This window comes from Streptomyces sp. NPDC006335 (assembly GCF_040612795.1).
Classification (GTDB): domain Bacteria; phylum Actinomycetota; class Actinomycetes; order Streptomycetales; family Streptomycetaceae; genus Streptomyces.
The window spans coordinates 218692-239923 of sequence record NZ_JBEXQX010000009.1 but is presented as its reverse complement, the minus strand read 5'-3'; the positions used below and the strand labels follow the sequence as shown (position 1 = coordinate 239923).

Annotated in this window: 17 protein-coding genes; 9 read left to right on the top strand and 8 right to left on the bottom strand. The window is 67.5% G+C overall.

What is annotated here, in order from left to right; genetic code table 11:
• Positions 1–171 precede the first annotated feature (171 nt).
• A complete protein-coding gene (locus ABZ098_RS25415; protein ID WP_356594771.1) occupies positions 172–735 on the top strand; it encodes a dihydrofolate reductase family protein in 564 nt (187 codons plus the stop codon).
• 279 nt (positions 736–1014) lie between these two features.
• Here the strand turns inward: ABZ098_RS25415 and dnaB are convergent, their stop codons facing one another.
• Entirely contained in the window at positions 1015–2493 is a 1479-nt protein-coding gene (gene dnaB, locus ABZ098_RS25410; protein ID WP_356594769.1) for a replicative DNA helicase, read from the bottom strand.
• A 461-nt stretch (positions 2494–2954) separates the two neighbouring features.
• Here dnaB and ABZ098_RS25405 point away from each other — a divergent pair, with 461 nt between their 5' ends.
• Positions 2955–4292 (top strand): MATE family efflux transporter, encoded by a 1338-nt coding sequence (locus ABZ098_RS25405; RefSeq protein WP_356594767.1) that lies wholly within the window; start codon positions 2955–2957, stop codon positions 4290–4292.
• Positions 4293–4421: 129 nt separating this feature from the next.
• On the opposite strand, the gene rplI is transcribed toward ABZ098_RS25405, so the two are convergent.
• From rplI to rpsF, 4 genes are all read right to left on the bottom strand, one after another.
• Positions 4422–4868, bottom strand: coding sequence for a 50S ribosomal protein L9 (gene rplI / locus ABZ098_RS25400; RefSeq protein ID WP_020134131.1), 447 nt, complete (start codon positions 4866–4868; stop codon positions 4422–4424).
• Between the two features lie 18 nt (positions 4869–4886).
• Positions 4887–5123, bottom strand: a complete 237-nt coding sequence (gene rpsR, locus ABZ098_RS25395; protein ID WP_003949403.1) for a 30S ribosomal protein S18 — start codon at positions 5121–5123, stop codon at positions 4887–4889.
• 57 nt (positions 5124–5180) lie between these two features.
• The gene (locus tag ABZ098_RS25390) at positions 5181–5780 is read right to left on the bottom strand and encodes a single-stranded DNA-binding protein (protein ID WP_356594765.1); all 600 of its coding nucleotides are present in this window, start codon (positions 5778–5780) and stop codon (positions 5181–5183) included.
• A gap of 78 nt (positions 5781–5858) precedes the next feature.
• On the bottom strand, positions 5859–6149 hold the full coding sequence (gene rpsF / locus ABZ098_RS25385; protein WP_007383258.1) for a 30S ribosomal protein S6: 291 nt from the start codon (positions 6147–6149) through the stop codon (positions 5859–5861).
• Between the two features lie 263 nt (positions 6150–6412).
• Here rpsF and ABZ098_RS25380 point away from each other — a divergent pair, with 263 nt between their 5' ends.
• The 3 genes from ABZ098_RS25380 (at position 6413) to ABZ098_RS25370 (ending at position 9134) form a co-directional block, all read left to right on the top strand.
• Positions 6413–6727 carry a hypothetical protein gene (locus tag ABZ098_RS25380; RefSeq protein WP_053846235.1) on the top strand — a complete coding sequence of 105 codons (315 nt, stop codon included), beginning with the start codon at positions 6413–6415 and terminating at the stop codon, positions 6725–6727.
• A gap of 179 nt (positions 6728–6906) precedes the next feature.
• Positions 6907–8028, top strand: coding sequence for a peptidoglycan bridge formation glycyltransferase FemX (gene femX, locus ABZ098_RS25375; RefSeq protein WP_123990363.1), 1122 nt, complete (start codon positions 6907–6909; stop codon positions 8026–8028).
• A gap of 74 nt (positions 8029–8102) precedes the next feature.
• Positions 8103–9134, top strand: coding sequence for an alanine racemase (locus ABZ098_RS25370; protein WP_053846236.1), 1032 nt, complete (start codon positions 8103–8105; stop codon positions 9132–9134).
• Positions 9135–9238: 104 nt separating this feature from the next.
• Here ABZ098_RS25370 and ABZ098_RS25365 read toward each other — a convergent pair whose 3' ends face one another.
• Together ABZ098_RS25365 and ABZ098_RS25360 are read right to left on the bottom strand one after the other, a co-directional pair.
• On the bottom strand, positions 9239–10741 hold the full coding sequence (locus tag ABZ098_RS25365) for a glycosyltransferase 87 family protein (protein ID WP_356594762.1): 1503 nt from the start codon (positions 10739–10741) through the stop codon (positions 9239–9241).
• Positions 10742–10848: 107 nt separating this feature from the next.
• Complete coding sequence (locus tag ABZ098_RS25360) at positions 10849–13539, bottom strand: transglycosylase domain-containing protein (protein WP_356594760.1); 2691 nt, start codon at positions 13537–13539, stop codon at positions 10849–10851.
• 351 nt (positions 13540–13890) lie between these two features.
• Here ABZ098_RS25360 and ABZ098_RS25355 point away from each other — a divergent pair, with 351 nt between their 5' ends.
• The 3 genes from ABZ098_RS25355 to ABZ098_RS25345 all read left to right on the top strand — a co-directional run bounded on the left by ABZ098_RS25355 (position 13891) and on the right by ABZ098_RS25345 (position 17059).
• On the top strand, positions 13891–14571 hold the full coding sequence (locus ABZ098_RS25355; protein ID WP_356594758.1) for a PadR family transcriptional regulator: 681 nt from the start codon (positions 13891–13893) through the stop codon (positions 14569–14571).
• A gap of 44 nt (positions 14572–14615) precedes the next feature.
• Positions 14616–15698, top strand: coding sequence for an inositol-3-phosphate synthase (locus ABZ098_RS25350; RefSeq protein WP_356594756.1), 1083 nt, complete (start codon positions 14616–14618; stop codon positions 15696–15698).
• A gap of 86 nt (positions 15699–15784) precedes the next feature.
• Positions 15785–17059, top strand: a complete 1275-nt coding sequence (locus ABZ098_RS25345; protein WP_356594754.1) for an MFS transporter — start codon at positions 15785–15787, stop codon at positions 17057–17059.
• Positions 17060–17141: 82 nt separating this feature from the next.
• On the opposite strand, the gene ABZ098_RS25340 is transcribed toward ABZ098_RS25345, so the two are convergent.
• Positions 17142–18584 carry a CCA tRNA nucleotidyltransferase gene (locus ABZ098_RS25340; protein ID WP_356594752.1) on the bottom strand — a complete coding sequence of 481 codons (1443 nt, stop codon included), beginning with the start codon at positions 18582–18584 and terminating at the stop codon, positions 17142–17144.
• Positions 18585–18841: 257 nt separating this feature from the next.
• Between ABZ098_RS25340 and ABZ098_RS25335 the strand changes: the two genes are divergently transcribed.
• Positions 18842–21211, top strand: coding sequence for a DUF6049 family protein (locus tag ABZ098_RS25335; protein ID WP_356594750.1), 2370 nt, complete (start codon positions 18842–18844; stop codon positions 21209–21211).
• Positions 21212–21232 lie beyond the last annotated feature (21 nt).

Below are 21232 nucleotides of genomic sequence, written 5' to 3'. Positions count from 1 at the left end.
GTCGTCCGCAAGTTGAGTCCGAGATCAAATCTCACTACCCCGCGGAACAGTGGGTCTACGGCTGAGCCACCGAGCACGGGGACCACACAACGAGCTCGGATCGCGCACCGATGAGTTCCCCGCGCCGCGCCGGTCTGCACGCGGGAGACCAACTCACGGAAGGCTGTCGCCATGCGCAAATTGATCTACGGCATGAACCTGTCCCTGGACGGCTACATCGCCGCGCCCGGCGACGACATCGGCTGGGGCGTGCCGAGCGACGAGCTGTTCCAGTTCTGGTCCGACCAGTTGCAGGCGACCGACCTGTCGCTGTACGGGCGCAAGCTGTGGCAGACGATGAGCTCCCACTGGCCGACCGGCGACCAGCAGCCCAACGCCACCCCGGCGGAGATCGAGTTCGCGCGCCGCTGGCGGGACATGTCGAAGGTGGTGTTCTCCTCGTCGATCGACAAGGTCGACTGGAACACCCGCCTGGTCGCCGGTGACGCGGTCGCAGAGATCACCCGGCTCAAGGCCGAGGACGGCGGCCCGATGGACATCGGCGGCGCGACGCTCGCCGGGGCGGCCATGCGGGCCGGTCTGATCGACGAATACGTGTTGGCCACCGCCCCGGTCGTGGTGGGCGGGGGCACGCCGTTCTTCACCGCGGTGGACAGCTGGGTCAACCTGAACCTGGTGGAGACGCGGACGTTTCCCAACGGCGTGGTCCTGACCAGGTACGAGACGAGGCGCTGAGCGCCCGTCACGCGACCGCACGGACGGATCGACATCGGCAAGTCGAATGCAGAAGGTCGATACATGCCGCCCCGATCCCGGTCCGCCACAAGAGCACCAGGCTGCTGACGGATACTCGCCGTCGCCTGGCCCTGTCCATGGAGTAACCCCGCCCCACGTGCAACGCCCCGTACAGCCAAGCGTGTCAGCCGGGCACTGCTGGGAGGAGCGCGCCGGAACCCCGCTGTCCATCGCAGATGAGACTGTGCCGGGCAGCTCGGGACCCGACAAGCACGGACGTCAGGTCTGGGCCATGTCCACGAAGCGCGAGTAGTGGCCCTGGAATGCGACAGTGATCGTCGCCGTCGGGCCGTTTCGGTGCTTGCCCACGATGATGTCCGCCTCGCCCGCGCGGGGTGACTCCTTCTCGTAGGCGTCCTCGCGGTGCAGCAGGATGACCATGTCGGCGTCCTGCTCGATGGAGCCGGACTCACGCAGGTCGGACACCATGGGCTTCTTGTCCGTGCGCTGCTCGGGACCTCGGTTGAGCTGCGACAGCGCGATCACCGGGACCTCCAGCTCCTTGGCCAGGAGCTTGAGGTTACGGGACATGTCCGAGACCTCCTGCTGACGGCTCTCGGAGCGCTTGGAACCACCGGCCTGCATCAGTTGCAGATAGTCGATGATCACGAGCTTGATGTCGTTGCGCTGCTTCAGCCGTCGGCACTTCGCCCGAATCTCCATCATCGACAGGTTCGGGGAGTCGTCGATGTAGAGCGGCGCGGAGGACACTTCGGGCATCCGGCGTGCCAGCCGGGTCCAGTCCTCGTCCGTCATAGTGCCCGAACGCATGTGGTGCAGAGCCACCCGCGCCTCGGCCGACAGAAGACGCATCGCGATCTCGTTGCGCCCCATCTCGAGGGAGAAGATGACGCTGGCCAGGTTGTGCTTGATCGAGGCCGCGCGCGCGAAGTCCAGCGCGAGGGTGGACTTGCCCATGGCGGGACGGGCAGCGATGACGATCATCTGGCCCGGGTGCAGTCCGTTGGTGAGCGAATCGAGGTCCGTGAACCCGGTCGGCACACCCGTCATCTCGCCGCTGCGCGAACCGATCGCCTCGATCTCGTCGAGCGCGCCCTCCATGATGTCGCCGAGCGGCAGATAGTCCTCGCTGGTGCGCTGCTCGGTGACGGCGTAGATCTCGGCCTGGGCGCGGTTGACGATCTCGTCGACGTCGTCGTCGGCCGCGTATCCCATCTGGGTGATGCGCGTGCCTGCCTCGACCAGGCGCCGCAGGACCGCCCGCTCATGGACGATCTCCGCGTAGTACTCGGCGTTCGCCGCCGTCGGCACGGTCTGGACGAGGGTGTGCAGATACGATGCGCCGCCGACCTTGTTGATCTCGCCGCGCTTGGTGAGCTCGGCGGCGATGGTGATGGGGTCGGCCGGCTCGCCCTTGGCGTAGACGTCCAGGATCGCCTGGAAGATCGTCTCGTGGGCGGGCTTGTAGAAGTCATGGCCCTTGATGACCTCGACGACGTCCGCGATGGCGTCCTTGGACAGGAGCATGCCGCCGAGGACGGACTGCTCTGCGTCCAGGTCCTGGGGCGGGACCCGTTCGAAGGCCGTGCCGCCACCGTCCCAGTCACCGGTGTCCCTGCCGCGGTCGTGCTGCTCGTCGCGTCCCCGACCCCCGTCGCCACGGCGGCGCGAGGAAGGCAGACGATCACTGGGACCGCTGTCGGCCCACGGGTCGTCCAAGGGCTCGGAAATACTCACCGAGCCACCTCCTCCCGTCCGCCGAGACGGACCTCGCCGTGCTTCTCATTTCTACGGCACGGCACTGACAATTGAGAGGCCCAACTCCGGTTGTGGCGCGTCGGTTTTGGGATGGTTTCCAAGCCGACGGACGGAGCGGGCAGCCGGACCACGGTAGGCCCGCGGGCACCGTCAGCCAATCTGGTTATCCACAGGCCATGTGGACGACGGCCCGGATGCTGTGGAGAACTCCCCAAAACCTGTGCACGACCCGGTGGACAGCCCTGTGAACAAGCTCCTACCCCTTCTAAAAAATGCACCCTGACCTGCATCTTCACCGTCCACCGGCTGTGCAGGAGAAAAAGTTTCCCAGTCGGCGCAAGATCAGTTCGAACTGTACACAGCAGCGCACACCCCCCGAACACAGGTAAGGGTCTAATCTCCATTGCATCTCTTACCTGTGGACGATTAGATTGGTGCACATGACACAGGCGTCCGCGACCCCCAAGGCCACTCGGCGACAGCACGACCGCGAGATCGTCGCACTCGCCGTTCCGGCCTTCGGCGCGCTCGTCGCGGAGCCCCTCTTCGTCATGGCCGACAGCGCGATCGTCGGCCACCTGGGCACCGCCCAACTCGCCGGCCTCGGCATTGCCTCGGCCCTTCTCACGACGGCCGTCAGCGTCTTCGTCTTCCTCGCCTACGCCACCACGGCCGCCGTAGCCCGCCGTGTGGGAGCGGGCGATCTCCCGGCAGCCATCCGCCAGGGCATGGACGGCATCTGGCTGGCGCTCCTGCTCGGTGCCGTTGTCATCGCCGTCGTCCTGCCCGCAGCGCCGTCGATCGTGGAACTCTTCGGCGCCTCTGACACCGCCGCCCCCTACGCGACCACGTATCTGCGGATCTCGGCCCTCGGTATCCCGGCCATGCTGGTGGTGCTTGCTTCGACCGGGGTACTGCGCGGGCTGCAGGACACCAGGACTCCGCTCTACGTCGCCATCGCCGGCTTCGTGGCCAACGCCGCTCTCAACGCCGGCCTCGTCTACGGTGCCGAGCTCGGTATCGCGGGCTCCGCCTGGGGCACCGTCATCGCCCAGTGCGGCATGGCCGCCGCCTATCTCGTGGTCGTCGTCCGCGGAGCGCGCAAGCATGGCGCCTCCTTGCGTCCTGACGCCGCAGGGATCAGGGCCTCCGCCCAAGCCGGTGTCCCTCTGCTGGTCCGCACCCTTTCCCTGAGGGCGATCCTGATGATCGCCACAGCCGTGGCGGCCCGCCTGGGGGACGCAGATATCGCCGCCCACCAGATCGTCCTGTCCCTGTGGAGCCTTCTCGCCTTCGCACTGGACGCGATCGCCATCGCCGGGCAGGCCATCATCGGTCGCTATCTGGGCGCCGACGACACCGAAGGCGCCCGCCACGCGTGCCGCCGGATGGTCGAGTGGGGTATCGCGGTCGGAGTCGCTCTCGGCGTGCTGGTCGTCCTGTCCCGACCGCTGTTCCTTCCCCTGTTCACCGGTGACTCCACAGTCAAGGACGCCGCTCTGCCCGCTCTGGTGATCGTCGCCCTCTCCCAGCCGATCTGTGGAGTCGTCTTCGTTCTGGACGGCGTGCTGATGGGAGCGGGGGATGGCCCCTACCTAGCCTGGGCCATGGTGATCACCCTGGCTGTCTTCGCCCCGACAGCGCTGCTCGTACCCGTACTGGGCGGCGGGCTCACCGCGCTGTGGGCCGCGATGACACTGATGATGGTGATCCGCATGCTGACGCTCTGGCTGCGAACCCGTTCAGGCCGCTGGCTCGTCACCGGTGCGACCCGCTGACCGTTTCACGTGAAACGTCGTGGGCCGTCACGTTTCACGTGAAACCACGCGCTGAGTCCGCGACATGCGAGAGGGGCCGCACCCGGTGGGTACGGCCCCTCTCACTACTGCTCAAGACAACCGCAGCGATCAGGCCGCGACGACCTCGATGTTGACCTTGGCGGCAACCTCGGGGTGCAGACGCACGGACGTCTCGTGGGCGCCCAGGGTCTTGATCGGCGAGCCCAGCTCGATACGACGCTTGTCGACCTCGGGGCCACCAGAAGCCTTGATCGCGGAAGCGATGTCGGCCGGGGTGACGGAACCGAAGAGACGACCGGCGTCGCCGGAGCGGACAGCCAGGCGGACCTTGACGCCCTCGAGCTGGGCCTTCACCTGGTTGGCCTGCTCGATGGTCTGGATCTCGTGGATCTTGCGAGCACGACGAATCTGCTCGACGTCCTTCTCGCCGCCCTTGGTCCAGCGGATCGCGAAGTTCCGCGGGATCAGGTAGTTGCGAGCGTAACCGTCCTTGACGTCGACGACGTCGCCCGCGGCACCGAGGCCGGAGACCTCGTGGGTGAGGATGATCTTCATTAGTCGGTCACCCTTCCCTTATCGCGCGGTGGAGGTGTAGGGCAGCAGCGCCATCTCACGGCTGTTCTTGACAGCCGTGGCGACGTCACGCTGGTGCTGCGTGCAGTTGCCGGTCACGCGGCGGGCACGGATCTTGCCGCGGTCGGAAATGAACTTCCGCAGCATGTTCGTGTCCTTGTAGTCCACGTACGTGACCTTGTCCTTGCAGAAAGCGCAGACCTTCTTCTTAGGCTTGCGCACAGGCGGCTTCGCCATGGTGTTTCTCCTGTGTGATCAAGAAGTGTGGGTACGACCCACCCCTCGGCCAGAGGCCTAGAAGGGGGGTTCGTCCGAGTAGCCGCCGCCACCGCCGCCGCCGGAGTTTCCACCCCAGCCGCCGCCACCGCCGCCGGCCTGGTTGCCACCGGCAGGAGCGCCGGTCGCCCACGGGTCGTCCGCGGGAGCGCCGCCGCCCTGCTGGCCGCCGCCGGAGCCACCGCCCCAGCCGCCGCCACCCTGGCTGCCACCACCGCCGCTGTAACCACCCTGGGCACCACGGCCGGCACCGCCGGCGGTCTTGGTGACCTTGGCCGTGGCACTGCGCAGGCTGGCGCCGACTTCCTCGACGTCCAGCTCGTAGACCGTGCGCTTGACGCCCTCACGGTCCTCGTAGGACCGCTGCTTCAGTCGGCCCTGCACGATGACGCGCATGCCTCGCTGGAGCGACTCGGCGACGTTCTCCGCCGCCTGACGCCAGACCGAGCAGGTCAGGAACAGGCTTTCGCCGTCCTTCCACTCGTTCGTCTGGCGGTCGAAGGTGCGGGGGGTGGACGCGACACGGAACTTCGCGACCGCCGCACCGGAAGGGGTGAAGCGCAGCTCGGGGTCATCGACAAGATTGCCGACGACCGTGATGACGGTCTCGCCTGCCATGGGGAACCTCTCGGCGGGTTTGCTGCTCTGGCTGCTTGGTTGCTGCTACTCGAATCCCGGGATCAGCTGAGCGGAAGCTCAGTGGGTCTCGGGACGGAGGACCTTGGTCCGGAGGACCGACTCGTTCAGGTTCAGCTGGCGGTCGAGCTCCTTGACGACCGCAGGCTCGGCCTGCAGGTCGATGACCGAGTAGATGCCCTCGGGCTTCTTCTTGATCTCGTACGAGAGCCGACGACGGCCCCAGGTGTCGACCTTCTCCACCTTGCCGTTGCCCTCACGGACGACGGAAAGGAAGTTCTCGATCAGGGGGGCGACAGCGCGCTCCTCCAGATCGGGGTCGAGGATGACCATCACCTCGTAGTGACGCATGTGGAACCCACCTCCTTTGGACTCAACGGCCACGGTCGTTCCGTGGCAGGAGGGTTGTGATGCGTACGCAACGGTATCGGCCGCCACTGACAATCGGGGCTTCCTCGCGGTAGACCCGGTCGTGACATGGGCAGACACCGTGCAGACGGTACAGACTACCCGCACACCGGCTTCCGGTTGAAATCCGGCCCCGAGGGCGGCCACTCTGTACACATCGGGTGTGTATGGCGCTACGATGCGCCGCCTTCCGCAGGAGGTGCCCTATGGCACAGGCAATGCGACCCAACACCGCCGGAGGCCTTTTCGCCACGGACGGCAAGCCCCACCCCCTCCAGGACACGCTGCTCGCGGTGACCCTGGTGCTGGGCGTCACGGCTTTCGTCTCCGCGATGTTCCACAACCTGCACCTGCTCAGCTCCTGGACCGGCCTGGTGGGCATCCTCACCGGCGCCTACGGGCAGTGGATCTCGGAGACGACCCGTGAGCGCTTCGGACTGATCCTCGGTCTCGGCGCGGCAGCGGTCGGCTTCTTCCTCGGCATGGCGCACGGCGGCCTCTTCGGTGGAGTCATCAACTGACGCCACGGGCACCGTCTCCTCAACACCACCCAAAGCACCACGCACCGCCCCGGCGGCCGATGAGCCGGGGCGCAGCATCCGTACGCCCAGTCGGGGCGCCCGCCAGGCGCAGTAGGCTTCGGCGCGAGAGCCGGAGCCCCTGTACCCATGGGGACACACCAGCCCGAGGAGCGCCCCGAATGAGCCTGACCCTGAGGACGATCAGTCGCGAGCAGCATCTGGCGTACATCCAGAGCCTGCCCTCGGCGAGCCACATGCAGGTTCCTGCCTGGGCAGACGTCAAGGCGGAATGGCGCTCGGAGAGCCTCGGCTGGTTCGACGAGAAGACCGGCGAGCTGGTCGGCGCGGGCCTCGTCCTCTACCGCCAGCTCCCCAAGATCAAGCGCTACCTCGCCTATCTGCCCGAGGGCCCGGTCATCAACTGGTTCGCGCCGAATCTGACCGAGTGGCTGGAACCCATGCTCGCGCACCTCAAGCACCAGGGCGCCTTCTCCGTGAAGATGGGCCCTCCGGTGATCATCCGGCGCTGGGAGGCCACCTCCATCAAGGCCGGTATCCAGAACCCGGACGTCAAGCGCCTGCGCGACATCGAGGCCGACTTCATCGAGCCGCGCGCCTTCGAGGTCGCCGACAAGCTGCGCCGCATGGGCTGGCAGCAGGGCGAGGACGGGGGGGCCGGCTTCGGTGACGTGCAGCCCCGCTACGTCTACCAGGTGCCGCTCGCGAACCGGTCGCTGGAAGAGGTCCACAAGAACTTCAACCAGCTGTGGCGGCGCAACATCAAGAAGGCCGAGAAGGCCGGCGTCGAGGTCGTCCAGGGCGGTTACCAGGACCTCGAGGAATGGCAGCGGCTGTACGAGATCACAGCGGTGCGCGATCACTTCCGGCCCCGCCCGCTGTCGTACTTCCAGCGCATGTGGACGGCCCTCAACTCCGAGGACCCCAACCGGATGCGGCTGTACTTCGCCCGTCACGAGGGCGTGAACCTGTCGGCGGCGACCATGCTGATCGTCGGCGGCCATGTCTGGTACTCCTACGGCGCCTCCGACAACATCGGCCGTGAGGTCCGGCCCTCGAACGCGATGCAGTGGCGGATGCTGCGTGACGCCTACGCGCTCGGCGCGACCGTCTACGACCTGCGGGGCATCTCCGACTCGCTGGACGAGACCGACCACCTCTTCGGTCTGATCCAGTTCAAGGTGGGCACGGGCGGGCAGGCCGCCGAGTACCTCGGCGAGTGGGACTTCCCGCTCAACAAGCTGCTCCACAAGGCCCTCGACATCTACATGTCGCGCCGCTGACGTCGCGTTCTTCGCTTCAATAGTTCGCACACCTCTGATACACCGCAGCCACTAGAAAGGTTCCGGGTCCGGCCATGGCGCTCACGCTCTACGTCGACACCGCGCGCTGGCGGGCGCACCACAAGCACGTGCAGGAGCAGTTCCCGGGACTCGTGCCGGTCTGCAAGGGCAACGGCTACGGCTTCGGGCACGAGCGGCTGGCGGAGGAGGCCACCCGGCTGGGCTCGGACGTCCTCGCCGTCGGCACGACCTACGAGGCCGCTCGGATCAAGGACTGGTTCGGCGGCGACCTGCTGGTGCTGACGCCGTACCGCCGGGGCGAGGAGCCCGTACCGCTGCCCGACCGGGTGATCCGCTCGGTGTCGTCGATCGACGGTGTCTACGGCCTGGTGGGCGCCCGCGTGGTCATCGAGGTGATGTCCTCGATGAAACGGCACGGCATCAGTGAGCAGGACCTGCCGCAACTGCACGCCGCCATAGAGAACGTCCGCCTGGAGGGCTTCGCGATCCACCTGCCGCTGGACCGCACCGACGGCTCGGACGCCGTCGAGGAGGTCATCGGCTGGATGGACCGGCTGCGCGCGGCCCGGTTGCCGCTGCACACCATGTTCGTCAGCCACCTCAAGGCCGAGGACCTCGCCCGGCTGCAGCAGCAGTTCCCGCAGACCCGCTTCCGCGCCCGCATCGGGACCCGGTTGTGGCTCGGGGACCACGACTCCACCGAGTACCGCGGCGCCGTCCTGGACGTCACCCGCGTCTCCAAGGGGGACCGCTTCGGCTACCGGCAGCAGAAGGCGGCCTCCGACGGCTTTCTGGTCGTCGTGGCGGGCGGTACGTCGCACGGGGTGGGCCTGGAGGCCCCGAAGGCCCTGCACGGCGTCATGCCGCGCGCCAAGGGGGTTGCCCGGGCCGGCCTGGCCACGGTCAACCGGAACCTTTCTCCGTTCGTCTGGGGCGGCAAGCAGCGCTGGTTCGCCGAACCGCCGCACATGCAGGTCTCCATCCTGTTCGTGCCCTCGGACGCCCCGGAGCCGAAGGTCGGCGAGGAGCTGGTGGCCCATCTGCGGCACACCACCACCCAGTTCGACCGGATCGTCGACCGCTAGAACGCGTCGAGAACCGCACGCGGAAAGGCCGCACACGGGATTTCCGTGTGCGGCCTTTTCGCTGGTGTGACCCAATCGGCGTACGCCGCAAGGGTGCTGTTCGCTCAGAGCGAACGCTCGGTGGACTCCCGGTCGCTGCCCCACTCCACCTGCGGTCCGTCGAAGGGGGCCGCGTGCCGGGGCGGATGGGCGGCGGGGCCCAACACGAAGACGTCCTCGGCTCCGTCGAGCACACCGCCCGATGGATCGTCGTCGCCGGCCCGGCGCACCACGTCCCGTTCCGGCATGAGGATGTCGCGCACGACCATCGCGCACAGGTAGGCCGTGCCCAGCAGATGCAGTCCGATGGCCCAGTGGTAGCCGTCGGTCGGCAGACCCTTGTGGGCGTTCCCACTGGTCGTGTACGCGAGGTACATCCAGATCCCCAGGAAGTACGCCACCTCGCACGCCTGCCAGATGAGGAAGTCCCGCCACTTCGGCCGGGCCAGCACGGCCAGCGGCACCAACCACAGGACGTACTGCGGCGAGTAGACCTTGTTGGTGAGGATGAACGCGGCGACGATCAGGAAGGCGAGCTGGGCGAAGCGCGGCCGACGCGGAGCGGTCAGGGCAAGCGCCGCGATGCCCGCGCAGCACAGCAGCACCAGCAGCATGGCGAGCGTGTTCACGGTTTCGGTGCTCAGCGGGTCCGAGGAGTTCTGGGCCAGGACCAGCCAGAAGGACCCGAAGTCCACCCCCCTCTCCTGACTGAACGTGTAGAACTTCGACCAGCCGTCGAAGGCGAAGTACATCACCGGCAGGTTCACCACGAGCCAGGAGACGACCGCACCGCCCAGGGCCTTGCCGAAGTCCCGCCACTTGCCGGCCCGCCAGCACAGCACGAACAGCGGCCCCAGCAGGAAGACCGGGTAGAGCTTGGCGGCCGTGGCGAGCCCCAGGAGGACACCGAAGGCGAGCGAGCGGCCCCGCGCCCACATCAGCATCGCTGAGGCCGTCAGAGCGACCGCCAGCAGGTCCCAGTTGATGGTGGCGGTCAACGCGAAGGCGGGCGCCAGGGCGACCAGCAGGCCGTCCCAGGGCCGACGGGCGTGGGTCCGGCTCACACAGACGACGATGACGGCCGCACAGACCATCAGCATTCCGGCGTTGACCATCCAGTACCACTGCTCCTGGTGCTGGATGCTGCCGCTGCCGGGCGTGAGCCAGGCGGCGACCTCCATGAACACACCGGTCAGCACCGGGTATTCGAGGTACTGCATGTCGCCGGGGAGCTTGTCGAAGTACGGGACGAGTCCGTCGGCGAAGCCGCGCCCCTGGTAGAGGTGCGGGATGTCCGAGTAGCACGCGTGGGTGTACTGGGAGCTGGCGCCGAAGAACCAGCCGCCGTTGTAGCAGGGCGCCTTCTGGACCAGGCCGAGCGCGAACACGCCGATGGCCACGAGAGCGATGACCCGGACGGGCGTCCACCAGGAGGCCCCCAGCAGGGCGCGCCGCCCGAGAGGGCCACCGATGAACTCACTGCCGTTCCTGGAGACCTCGTCGTCCTTGGTCGGACGCACCGGGTCCGACTCGTGCACGCTCGCTGGCGTCGATTCAGCACTGGGCATGCGGCCCATCCTGCCGTACGAGGCCAGGAGTACGCCGAGGGCCGCCGCACCTCGTGGGTGCGACGGCCCATGTTTCACGTGAAACACCCTCGACGGGGCATTGGCGACTAACCGCCCGGGCCGCCGAAGAGGCCCCCATTGCCATTGCCGTTGCCGTTGGTGTTGCCGCCGTTCGGGTCGGTCGCTGTGGCCGTGGGCGTCGAGCTCACCCCTCCGTCGGTGCCACCGTTGTCGGTACCGCCTGTGTCGTCGCACTGCCAGTCGAACCGGCAGGTCTCGGACGCCGTGGGCGTCGGTGTGATGAGCGACTGGCTGGGCGTCGGGGTCGGAGTCGGGGTGGCCGACTCGGTCTCCGTGGGCGTCGGGGTGGGCGTCGGGCTCGGCTCCTCGTTGACGATCTGACCGATAGGCTCCGGCGTCGGGAAGGGGATCGACTTCTGACCCTTCAGCGCCTGTTCCATGTAGTCGTGCCAGATCTCGGACGGGAACGACGCACCGTGGATCTTCTCCTGGCCACCCGTTCCGTACATCTCGAGGAACGTGCGGTTCTTCTTGGTCTCGTCGTCGTCCAGCCGGAACATGGTGATCGACGTGGAGAGCTGCGGGGTGTACCCGACGAACCAGGCGGACTTGTTGCCGTCGGTGGTACCGGTCTTGCCCGCCACATCACGGCCGGTCAGCTGGGCGTTGGTACCCGTACCGTCCTCGACCACGGTCTTGAGGACATCGGTGACGTTGTCGGCGACCTTCTTCTCGAAGGCCTGCTCAGGCTGCGCCTTGTGCGTGAAGACGTCGCCGTCCTTGCTCGTGACCTTCTCGACGGAGTACGGCTCGTTCTGCTTGCCGCTCGCCGCGAAGGTCGCGTACGCGCCCGCCATGCGGATCGCGCTGGGGTCGGAGATACCGATGGAGAAGGACGGGTAGTTGGTGCCGGCCAGGCTGTTCTCCTTGAGGCCCGCGTCCATGGCCGCCTCCTTCACCTTGTCCAGGCCGACGTCCATGCCGAGCTGCACGAAGGCGGAGTTCACCGACTCCCGCATCGCCTCACGAAGATCGATCTGGTACTTGGGCGGAGAGCCGTAGGACTGCTTGCCGTCGTTCTCCTGGAGCCACTCCTTGCCCTCCTCGTTCTTCCAGATCGAACCGTCGTAGTTCTCGATCTTGAGGTCGTTCTTGCCGCTGAACAGACTCTTCGCGTTGACGACCGTGCGCTCGTCCTGCGCCTGGCTCTCACCGAGATCCGGATCGCGCACACCCCACTTCATCGCCGCGGCGAGCACGAACGTCTTGAACGTCGAGCCGACCTGGGCACCGGTGGAGTCGCAGTTGTTGGTGAAGTGGGTGGTCGCGTCCTCGCCGCCGTAGCAGGCCCGGATCGCCCCGGTGGCCGGTTCCACCGACGCCCCGCCGAACTGGACGTAGGTGTCCTTGTCCGGGCGCTTCTTGGGATCGATGTTCTCCTTGCGGACCTTCTTGACCGCTGCCTCGAGCTCACCGACCTTCTTCTTGTCGAAGGTCGTGTAGATCGAGTAGCCACCCTGCTGGAGCTGGTCGGCGCTGATGATCTTGTTGTTGACCAGATAGGCCTTGGCGAGGTCGACCAGATAGCCGATCTGCCCCTTGAGCTGGGTGTTGGACCGGGGGTTCTGCCACCTGGGCAGCGTGGTGTACTTCGCCCGCTCCGCCGCGCTGAGGTGGCCGTACTCGACCATCTTGTCCAGGGTGTCCTGCATCTGCCGCAGGGCCCGCCTGGCGTTGTCCTCGGGCCTGGCATTGGCCGGGTCGATGGAGGTCGCACCCGCCGGGTCGTAGTACGTGGCGCCCTTCAGCGTGGCGGCCAGGAAGGCACACTCGCCCGGATTCAGGTCCTTGGCGTCCTTGTTGAAGTACGCGCGCGCGGCTGCCTGGATGCCGTAAGCATTGCGCCCGTAGTAGGCGGAGTTCAGGTACCCCGCCATGATCTCGTCCTTGTTGACCGTGGCGCCCACCTTGATGGAGATGAAGATCTCCTTGAACTTGCGCGTGATGGTCTGGGACTGGTCGTCCAGGCGCGCGTTCTTGACGTACTGCTGGGTGATGGTGGAACCACCCTGCGTGTTGCCGCCCCTCGCCATGTTGAACACGGCGCGGGCGATGCCCTTGGGGTCGATACCGCTGTCGGTGTAGAAGGTCTTGTTCTCCTGCGAGACGACGGCGTACTGCATCGCCTTCGGGATCTGCGCGAGGTTGACGATCTGACGGTTGGTCTCACCACCCGTGGCGACCATCTGGCTGCCGTCACGCCAGTAGAAGACGTTGTTCTGAGCCGTCGCGGTCTGCGCCGGGTCGGGCACGGACACCACCGCGTATCCGATGCCGGCCACGGCCACCAGGCTTCCGATGAAGCCGATGAACAGGCCCGTCACCAGCTTCCAGGACGGCACCCAGCGTGCTACGCCGTTTTTGCCCGCGCGCGGGTAGTCGACGAGCCGCTTCTTGCTCGGATCGGACGGCCGTCCCCGACCGGCCGGCGCCCCGCGCCTGCCTCCGCGAGCAGGCTCCGCCCCTCTGCGGCGACCACCGCCCGTGCTTCTCTGGGCCGCACGGCGGGCCTCGGCACGGCTGCCGTACTGGCGTTCCTCGCCTCCCGGACCGTAGGAGGCCGACTCCTGGGAACTCGTCCCATAGGAGTCGGAAAGAGACCCGGTGGCGCCTCGCGGAGCCGCGCGGCGGCCGGAGGACGAGCCGGACTGGCCGCGTCGGGCCGCGGCACGTCCGCCTCCCTGCGGCTGCGGCGGTTTGCGACGGTGCTCGCTCATCGAACGACTACTCCTCGGGCAGGCGCACCTTTGCGCGCCTGGAAACGGCGGCTGGTTTCCGGTCCCCCCGAAGTACGGATGTGGTCGGTCGCGCATTCATCCGTACCGCACCGGGACAGCGACGCCCCCCAGGCGTCACTCGGTCCCCGGTGGTGTGCATGCCGCACAGACTACGCACCGTCAAAACCCGCCGAGCCCCGAAGTTCACCCCAAATCAGGCAACTTGGTTCGCATGAATCATTGATGTGATCCCGTTCACCGTCCTCCCACTTGTCGCTTCCGGAAGGGCGTTCTATCGTCTTGATGTATCGAGTCGATACATCGGGGCGAGACAGTGACGAGGAGGCGACGATGAGCCGGCGTTCCGGGATCCTCGAATTCGCCGTGCTCGGCCTGCTCCGCGAGTCCCCGATGCACGGCTATGAGCTGCGCAAACGTCTCAATACCTCACTGGGTGTGTTCCGTGCCTTCAGCTACGGCACGCTCTACCCCTGCCTCAAGACGCTGGTCGCGAACGGCTGGTTGATCGAGGAACCGGGGAACACCACCGAGGACGCCCTCGCCGCACCACTCGCAGGGCGTCGCGCCAAGATCGTCTATCGGTTGACGGCGGAAGGTAAGGAGCACTTCGAGGAGCTGCTCTCGCAGACGGGCCCCGACGCGTACGAGGACGAAACCTTCGCCGCTCGTTTCGCCTTCTTCGGGCAGACCTCGCGGGACGTCCGCATGCGAGTCCTCGAAGGCCGCCGCAGCCGGCTGGAGGAGCGCCTGGAGAAGATGAGTGCCTCGCTGGCACGCACCCGGGAGCGCCTCGACGACTACACGCTTGAGCTCCAGCGCCACGGGATGGAGTCCGTGGAGCGCGAAGTGCGCTGGCTGAACGAGCTCATCGAGAGCGAGCGGGCCGGCCGGGACCTGAAGGGCCCCGGCCACGGAGAGGCCGCTCGTGACACCACAGAGGGAGCGCCGGGCGTCCTGCCCCGGCCCGGGGACACCCCCGGTCCGGATACGCCCGGCGACACCGCCACGTGAGGTCCCTGCCAGGGCCTCACTCGTACACACAGGGAGCAACCGGAATGGGTTCGGTTCGCGTAGCCGTCGTCGGCGTGGGCAACTGCGCCGCGTCGCTGGTTCAGGGAGTCGAGTACTACAAGGACGCCGACCCGGCGTCGAAGGTCCCCGGGCTGATGCATGTCCAGTTCGGCGACTACCACGTTCGTGACGTCGAGTTCGTCGCGGCGTTCGACGTCGACGCGAAGAAGGTCGGTCTCGACCTCGCCGACGCCATCGGCGCCTCCGAGAACAACACCATCAAGATCTGCGACGTGCCGAACACCGGCGTGACCGTCCAGCGCGGCCACACCCTCGACGGCCTCGGCAAGTACTACCGCGAGACCATCGAGGAGTCCTCCGAGGCCCCGGTCGACGTCGTCCAGGTCCTCAAGGACAAGCAGGTCGACGTCCTCGTCTGCTACCTGCCCGTCGGCTCCGAGGACGCTGCGAAGTTCTACGCCCAGTGCGCCATCGACGCCAAGGTCGCCTTCGTCAACGCCCTCCCGGTCTTCATCGCCGGCACCAAGGAGTGGGCGGACAAGTTCACCGAGGCGGGCGTCCCGATCGTCGGTGACGACATCAAGTCGCAGGTCGGCGCCACCATCACGCACCGCGTCATGGCGAAGCTGTTCGAGGACCGCGGCGTCGTCCTGGACCGCACGATGCAGCTGAACGTCGGCGGCAACATGGACTTCAAGAACATGCTCGAGCGCGAGCGCCTGGAGTCCAAGAAGATCTCCAAGACGCAGGCCGTCACCTCTCAGATCCCCGACCGGGATCTCGGCGCGAAGAACGTCCACATCGGCCCGTCGGACTACGTGCAGTGGCTCGACGACCGCAAGTGGGCCTACGTCCGCCTCGAGGGTCGCGCCTTCGGCGACGTGCCGCTGAGCCTGGAGTACAAGCTGGAAGTCTGGGACTCCCCGAACTCCGCGGGTGTCATCATCGACGCCGTGCGCGCCGCGAAGATCGCCAAGGACCGCGGTATCGGCGGCCCGATCCTGTCGGCCTCCAGCTACTTCATGAAGTCCCCGCCGGTCCAGTACTTCGACGACGAGGCCCGCGAGAACGTCGAGAAGTTCATCAAGGGTGAAGTCGAGCGCTAAGGCTCACTCAAAACGCTCCTGCCAGGGCTGCAGAAGGTCCCCGGGCTGTCGCCCGGGGACCTTCGCCGTATGTGAGGCTGTGCCCCATGTCCGTCGTCCGCGATCTGCGTGCCCTTCTCCGCTTCCGGGACTTCCGGCGGCTGCTCTCCGTGCGCCTGCTCTCCCAGGGCGCCGACGGCGTCTACCAGATCGCGCTCGCCGCCTACGTCGTGTTCTCCCCGGAGAAGCAGACGTCTGCCACGGCGATCGCCTCCGCGATGGCGGTCCTGCTGCTCCCGTACTCCTTGGTCGGCCCTTTCGCCGGCGTCCTCCTGGACCGCTGGCGCCGCCGCCAGGTCTTCCTCTACGGCAATCTCGTGCGCACCCTGCTGGCATCGGCGACAGCCGCCCTGATGCTCAGCAATGTCCCGGACTGGCTCTTCTACGTCTCCGCCCTGTGTGTCACCGCCGTCAACCGCTTCGTCCTGTCCGGTCTGTCCGCCGCACTGCCCCGTGTCGTGGACGAGGAACGTCTGGTGATCGCCAACTCCCTCTCCCCGACGGCCGGAACGCTCGCCGCGACCGCGGGCGGCGGTCTCGCTTTCCTCGTACGGCTGCTGGTCGCCGACTCCGACGCGGCGGTGGTGCTGCTGGGAGCGGGACTGTACCTGTGCGGTGCGCTCGCCGCGCTGCGCATGCCACCGGAACTGCTGGGTCCGGACCGCGCGACGGTCCAACCCCGCCTGGGCACTGTCCTCACCGGTACTGCCCGCGACCTGGTCGCCGGCGTACGGCATCTGACCGCACCCGCACGTCGGCCGGCCGCCCGGGCACTCGCAGCGATGTCAGTCATGCGGTTCTGCTACGGCGCTCTGCTCGTCATGGTGCTGATGCTCTGCCGGTACGCCCTGACGTCCGATCCGGACGACGGACTGGCTCTGCTGGGGCTGGCGTTGGGGATCTCGGGCGTCGGCTTCTTCGTTGCCGCGATCCTCACTCCTTGGGCCGCGCGCAAGCTCGGAGCGGTGCGCTGGATCGTCGTCTGCGCGGCGACCGCCGCGATACTGGAGCCCGCTCTCGGGCTCCCCTTCACCACCGCCCCCATGCTCGTCGCGGCGTTCGTACTGGGCCTGGTCACCCAGGGCGCGAAGATCGCCACGGACACGATCGTGCAGTCCTGCGTCGACGACGGGTTCCGGGGGAGGATCTTCTCCGTCTACGACGTCCTGTTCAACATCGCTTTCGTGGGCGCGGCGGCCGTAGCCGCCCTGATTCTGCCACCGGACGGTCGCTCGGCGGCCTTGGTGGTCATCGTCGCCGTCCTCTACGCGGCAATCGCTGTGACCATGACGAGGCAACGACAGGTGGCGAGGGAACGATGAAGGGGCGATGTTTCACGTGAAACACCGCCCCTCGATGCGTTCGCGGTCATGTTTCACGTGAAACATGACCCGTTTCGCAGCCTCAGCCCTGCGCGGCCCACCACTCCTTGAGCGCGGCCACCGCTTCGTCACGCTCCATCGGCCCGTTCTCCAGGCGAAGCTCCAGCATGTGCTTGTACGCGCGGCCCACAGCGGGACCGGGTGCCACACCGAGGATCTCCATGATCTGGTTGCCGTCGAGGTCAGGCCTGATCGAGTCCAGCTCCTCCTGCTCCTGAAGCTGGGAGATCCGCTCCTCCAGACCGTCGTAGGCACGCGACAGCGCGGCTGCCTTGCGCTTGTTCCTGGTCGTGCAGTCCGAGCGGGTCAGCTTGTGGAGCCGGTCGAGCAACGGGCCCGCGTCCCGCACATAGCGGCGAACCGCCGAGTCCGTCCACTCCCCGGTGCCGTATCCGTGGAACCGCAGATGGAGTTCGACGAGCCGTGAGACGTCCTTCACCAGCTCGTTGGAGTACTTGAGCGCCGTCATCCGCTTCTTGGTCATCTTCGCTCCGACCACTTCGTGGTGGTGGAACGAGACCCGGCCGTCCTTCTCGAAGCGACGGGTGCGCGGCTTGCCGATGTCGTGGAGCAGCGCGGACAGGCGCAGGGTCAGGTCGGGCCCTTCGTTCTCCAGCGCGATGGCCTGCTCCAGGACGATCAGCGTGTGCTCGTAGACGTCCTTGTGCCGGTGGTGCTCATCGCTCTCCAGGCGCAGGGCCGGGAGCTCCGGCAGCACATGCTCGGCGAGACCCGTGTCGACCAGCAGGGTCAGTCCCTTGCGCGGGTGGGCGGACAGAATGAGCTTGTTCAGCTCGTCCCTGACCCGCTCGGCGGAGACGATATCCAGACGGCCGGACATCTCCGTCATCGCGGTGACCACCTCGGGCGCCACCTCGAAGTCGAGTTGCGCCGCGAAGCGCGCGGCCCGCATCATCCGCAGCGGGTCGTCCGAGAAGGACGCCTCGGGAGTGCCCGGCGTCCGCAGCACACGCGCCGCGAGGTCGTCGAGGCCGCCGTGCGGGTCGATGAACTTCTTCTCCGGGAGAGCGACGGCCATCGCGTTCACCGTGAAGTCACGCCGGACGAGGTCCTCCGCGATGGAGTCGCCGTACGACACCTCGGGCTTGCGTGAGGTGCGGTCGTACGCCTCGGACCGGTAGGTGGTCACCTCGATCTGGTAACCGTCCTTCTGCGCCCCCACGGTGCCGAAGGCGATCCCGACCTCCCACACGGCGTCCGCCCACGGCCGGACGATCTTCAGAACGTCCTGAGGACGGGCGTCGGTGGTGAAGTCCAGGTCGTTGCCGAGCCGGCCGAGCAGTGCGTCCCTGACCGAACCGCCGACCAGGGCGAGTGCGAACCCGGCCTCCTGGAACCGGCGGGCGAGGTCGTCGGCGACAGGCGCGACTTCGAGCGGTTCGTTCACCGCGCGGTCCTGCACCTGACTCGGAGCACTGAGATTGTCTTCGTTGGCGTTCGGCACAACAGAAGAGGGTACGTGGCTCGCGGGTTCCCGGGCGCCTCCATTAAACGTGCACAGACTCGCCATACGGGCCTGCACAAGGTCTGCTCCGGAGACTCACGCACGTGCTCCCTCTTATACGTGCACATTCAGGACAGTGCGGCAGCGTCCCCCGATCTTGTGCAGCGGTCCGCGGCACTTCCCCTCAACGCGCATCGTTACCATGCGTGGACGCACATTCCGACGACCACTGACGACGACGAGGGACGGGCGAGCGCGTGGCCGAGGCGGCAGACTTCCAGGGGACGAGTCCCTCACCTGCCCGCCGCTGGCTGCGGCGTACCGGGGCCCTGCTCGCAGGGGTCCCGCTACTGGCCGGCCTGTGCCAGCTCTCCGCCGCCGCGCCCGCTGAGGCCGCCGACGACTCCGGATCGGTTTCCGTCGCGATCGACACACTCAGCCCCAGCGCGCCTACGGAGGGTGACACGCTCACCGTGTCGGGGACGGTGACCAACACCGGCAAGCAGGCCGTCTCGGCCGCCCACGTGGGGCTGCAGGTGGGCCCGGAGCTGAACACCCGCTCGTCGATCGACACCGTCACCGACGACGAGGACTCGCTCCAGGGCGCCACGGGCTCCGAGGTCGGCGGGAAGTACGTGGCGAAGTTCGCGAAGCTGACCCCCGGGGTCGCCCAGCCCTTCTCCATCTCCGTGCCGGTCGACGAGCTGGACCTCGGTGACGCCGGGGTCTACCAGTTCGCGGTCTCCGTGTCGGGCAAGACCGCCGCACAGTCGTGGGACCAGCAGCTGGGCATCCAGCGGACCTTGCTGCCCTGGCAGTCCGACGAGGTGGACACGAAGACGAAGACGACGTTCCTGTGGCCGCTGATCTCCACCGTGCACATGACGGCGGAGACCGGCTCGAACGCCCAGCAGACGCCGGTCTTCCTCAACGACGACCTCGCCGAGGAGATCTCGGCGGGGGGCCGGCTGGACCAGATGCTGTCGCTGGGCGAGAACCTGGACGTCACGTGGGTGATCGATCCGGACCTGCTGGCGTCCGTGGACGCGATGACCCGCAGTTACCGGATCCAGGGCGACGGCGACACCACCGTCCCGGGCTCCCACCAGGCGCTGGCCAAGCAGTGGCTGGCCAGGCTGCAGAAGGCGGTGGAGGACAAGGAGGTCGTCGCGCTTCCCTTCGCCGATCCCGACCTCGCCTCCCTGGCCCACAACGGCACGAGCGTCACCGGCTCGCTCAGCCATCTCGACGAGGCCACCGACGTCGCGGCCACCACGGTGAGGACCGTGCTCCACGTGAGCCCGAGCACCGACTTCGCCTGGCCCGTGAACGGCGCCGTGGACCCGTCGATCGTCAAGGTCGCCACCTCCGCCGGCGCCGACAAGGTGATCGCCCGCAGCGACAGCCTCCAGGAGACCGCCGGACTGTCGTACACGCCTACCGCGGCCCGCCCCATCGGCGGCGGCACCACGGCGGTGGTCGCGGACGCGCGGCTGTCCACGGCCTTCCAGGGCGATCTGACGAAGGCTTCGTCCGCCACGCTCGCCGTGCAGCGGTTCCTCGCCCAGAGCCTCGCTCTGGACCTCCAGACGGACAAGCAGCGCAGCGTCGTCGTCGCCCCGCAACGCATGCCCACGGCCGGCCAGGCCGACGCCATGGCCGAAGCCATCACCGCGCTGCAGAGCGGGAACTGGTCACAGCCCCAGAAGCTCACGGCGGCGGCCGCGGCCAAGCCCGACCCCGAGGCCACCACCAAGGTGCCCGCCACGTCCGCCTACCCCGCCTCGCTGCGCAAGCAGGAGCTGCCGAAGTGGGCCTTCCAGCAGATGGCGAGCACACAGAACAAGCTCGACAACTTCAAGGTGATCCTCTCCGACCAGTCCCGCGTCGTGACCCCCTTCGGGCGGGCCATGAACCGCGAGATGTCCACGTCGTGGCGGGGCCGCGCCACCGAGGCGAGCAGCTTCCGCGGTGATGTCGAGGCCTACCTCGACGAACTGACCTCCCAGGTGAGCCTGATCGACAAGTCGGAGACCAAGCTCTCCGGACGCAGCGCCACGATCCCCGTGACCGTCCAGAACAACCTGGTGCAGGGAGTCGAGCACCTGAGGCTGCGGCTGACCTCGCTGAGCCCGAACCGGCTCGAGATCGGCGGCTCCTCCTACTACGAGCAGCGCGTGGAGGTCTCGGGCGGCCACAGCCAGACGGTGAAGTTCACCACGACGGCCAACGCCAACGGCAAAGCCTCGGTGATCGCCCAGTTGTACACGGAGGACGGTCAGCCGTACGGCCAGCCCGTCAGGTTCGACGTGAAGGTCACCGAGTTCACGGCCACCGTGATGCTCGTCATCGGCGGCGGTGTCCTGCTGCTGGTGCTGGCAGGATTCCGCATGTACACCCAGCGCAAGCGCGCGGCGGCCCGTGAGGCCGAGCAGAACGGCCCCGACGACGAGGCGGGCGAAGCCGTGGACGGCCCGGAGAACCCGGAAGCCCCCGCGGACCGTCTCAAGGAGGAGGCCGGCACCGGGCCCGGGGCGGAAGACCCGGAGCAGCCGAGTGACCTGACGGCGGACACCGAAGCGGAAAGCGCCGACCCGTCCGGCACGGGTGAGAGAGTGGACCGTTGAGGATGTCGTGGCCGGTGGGCC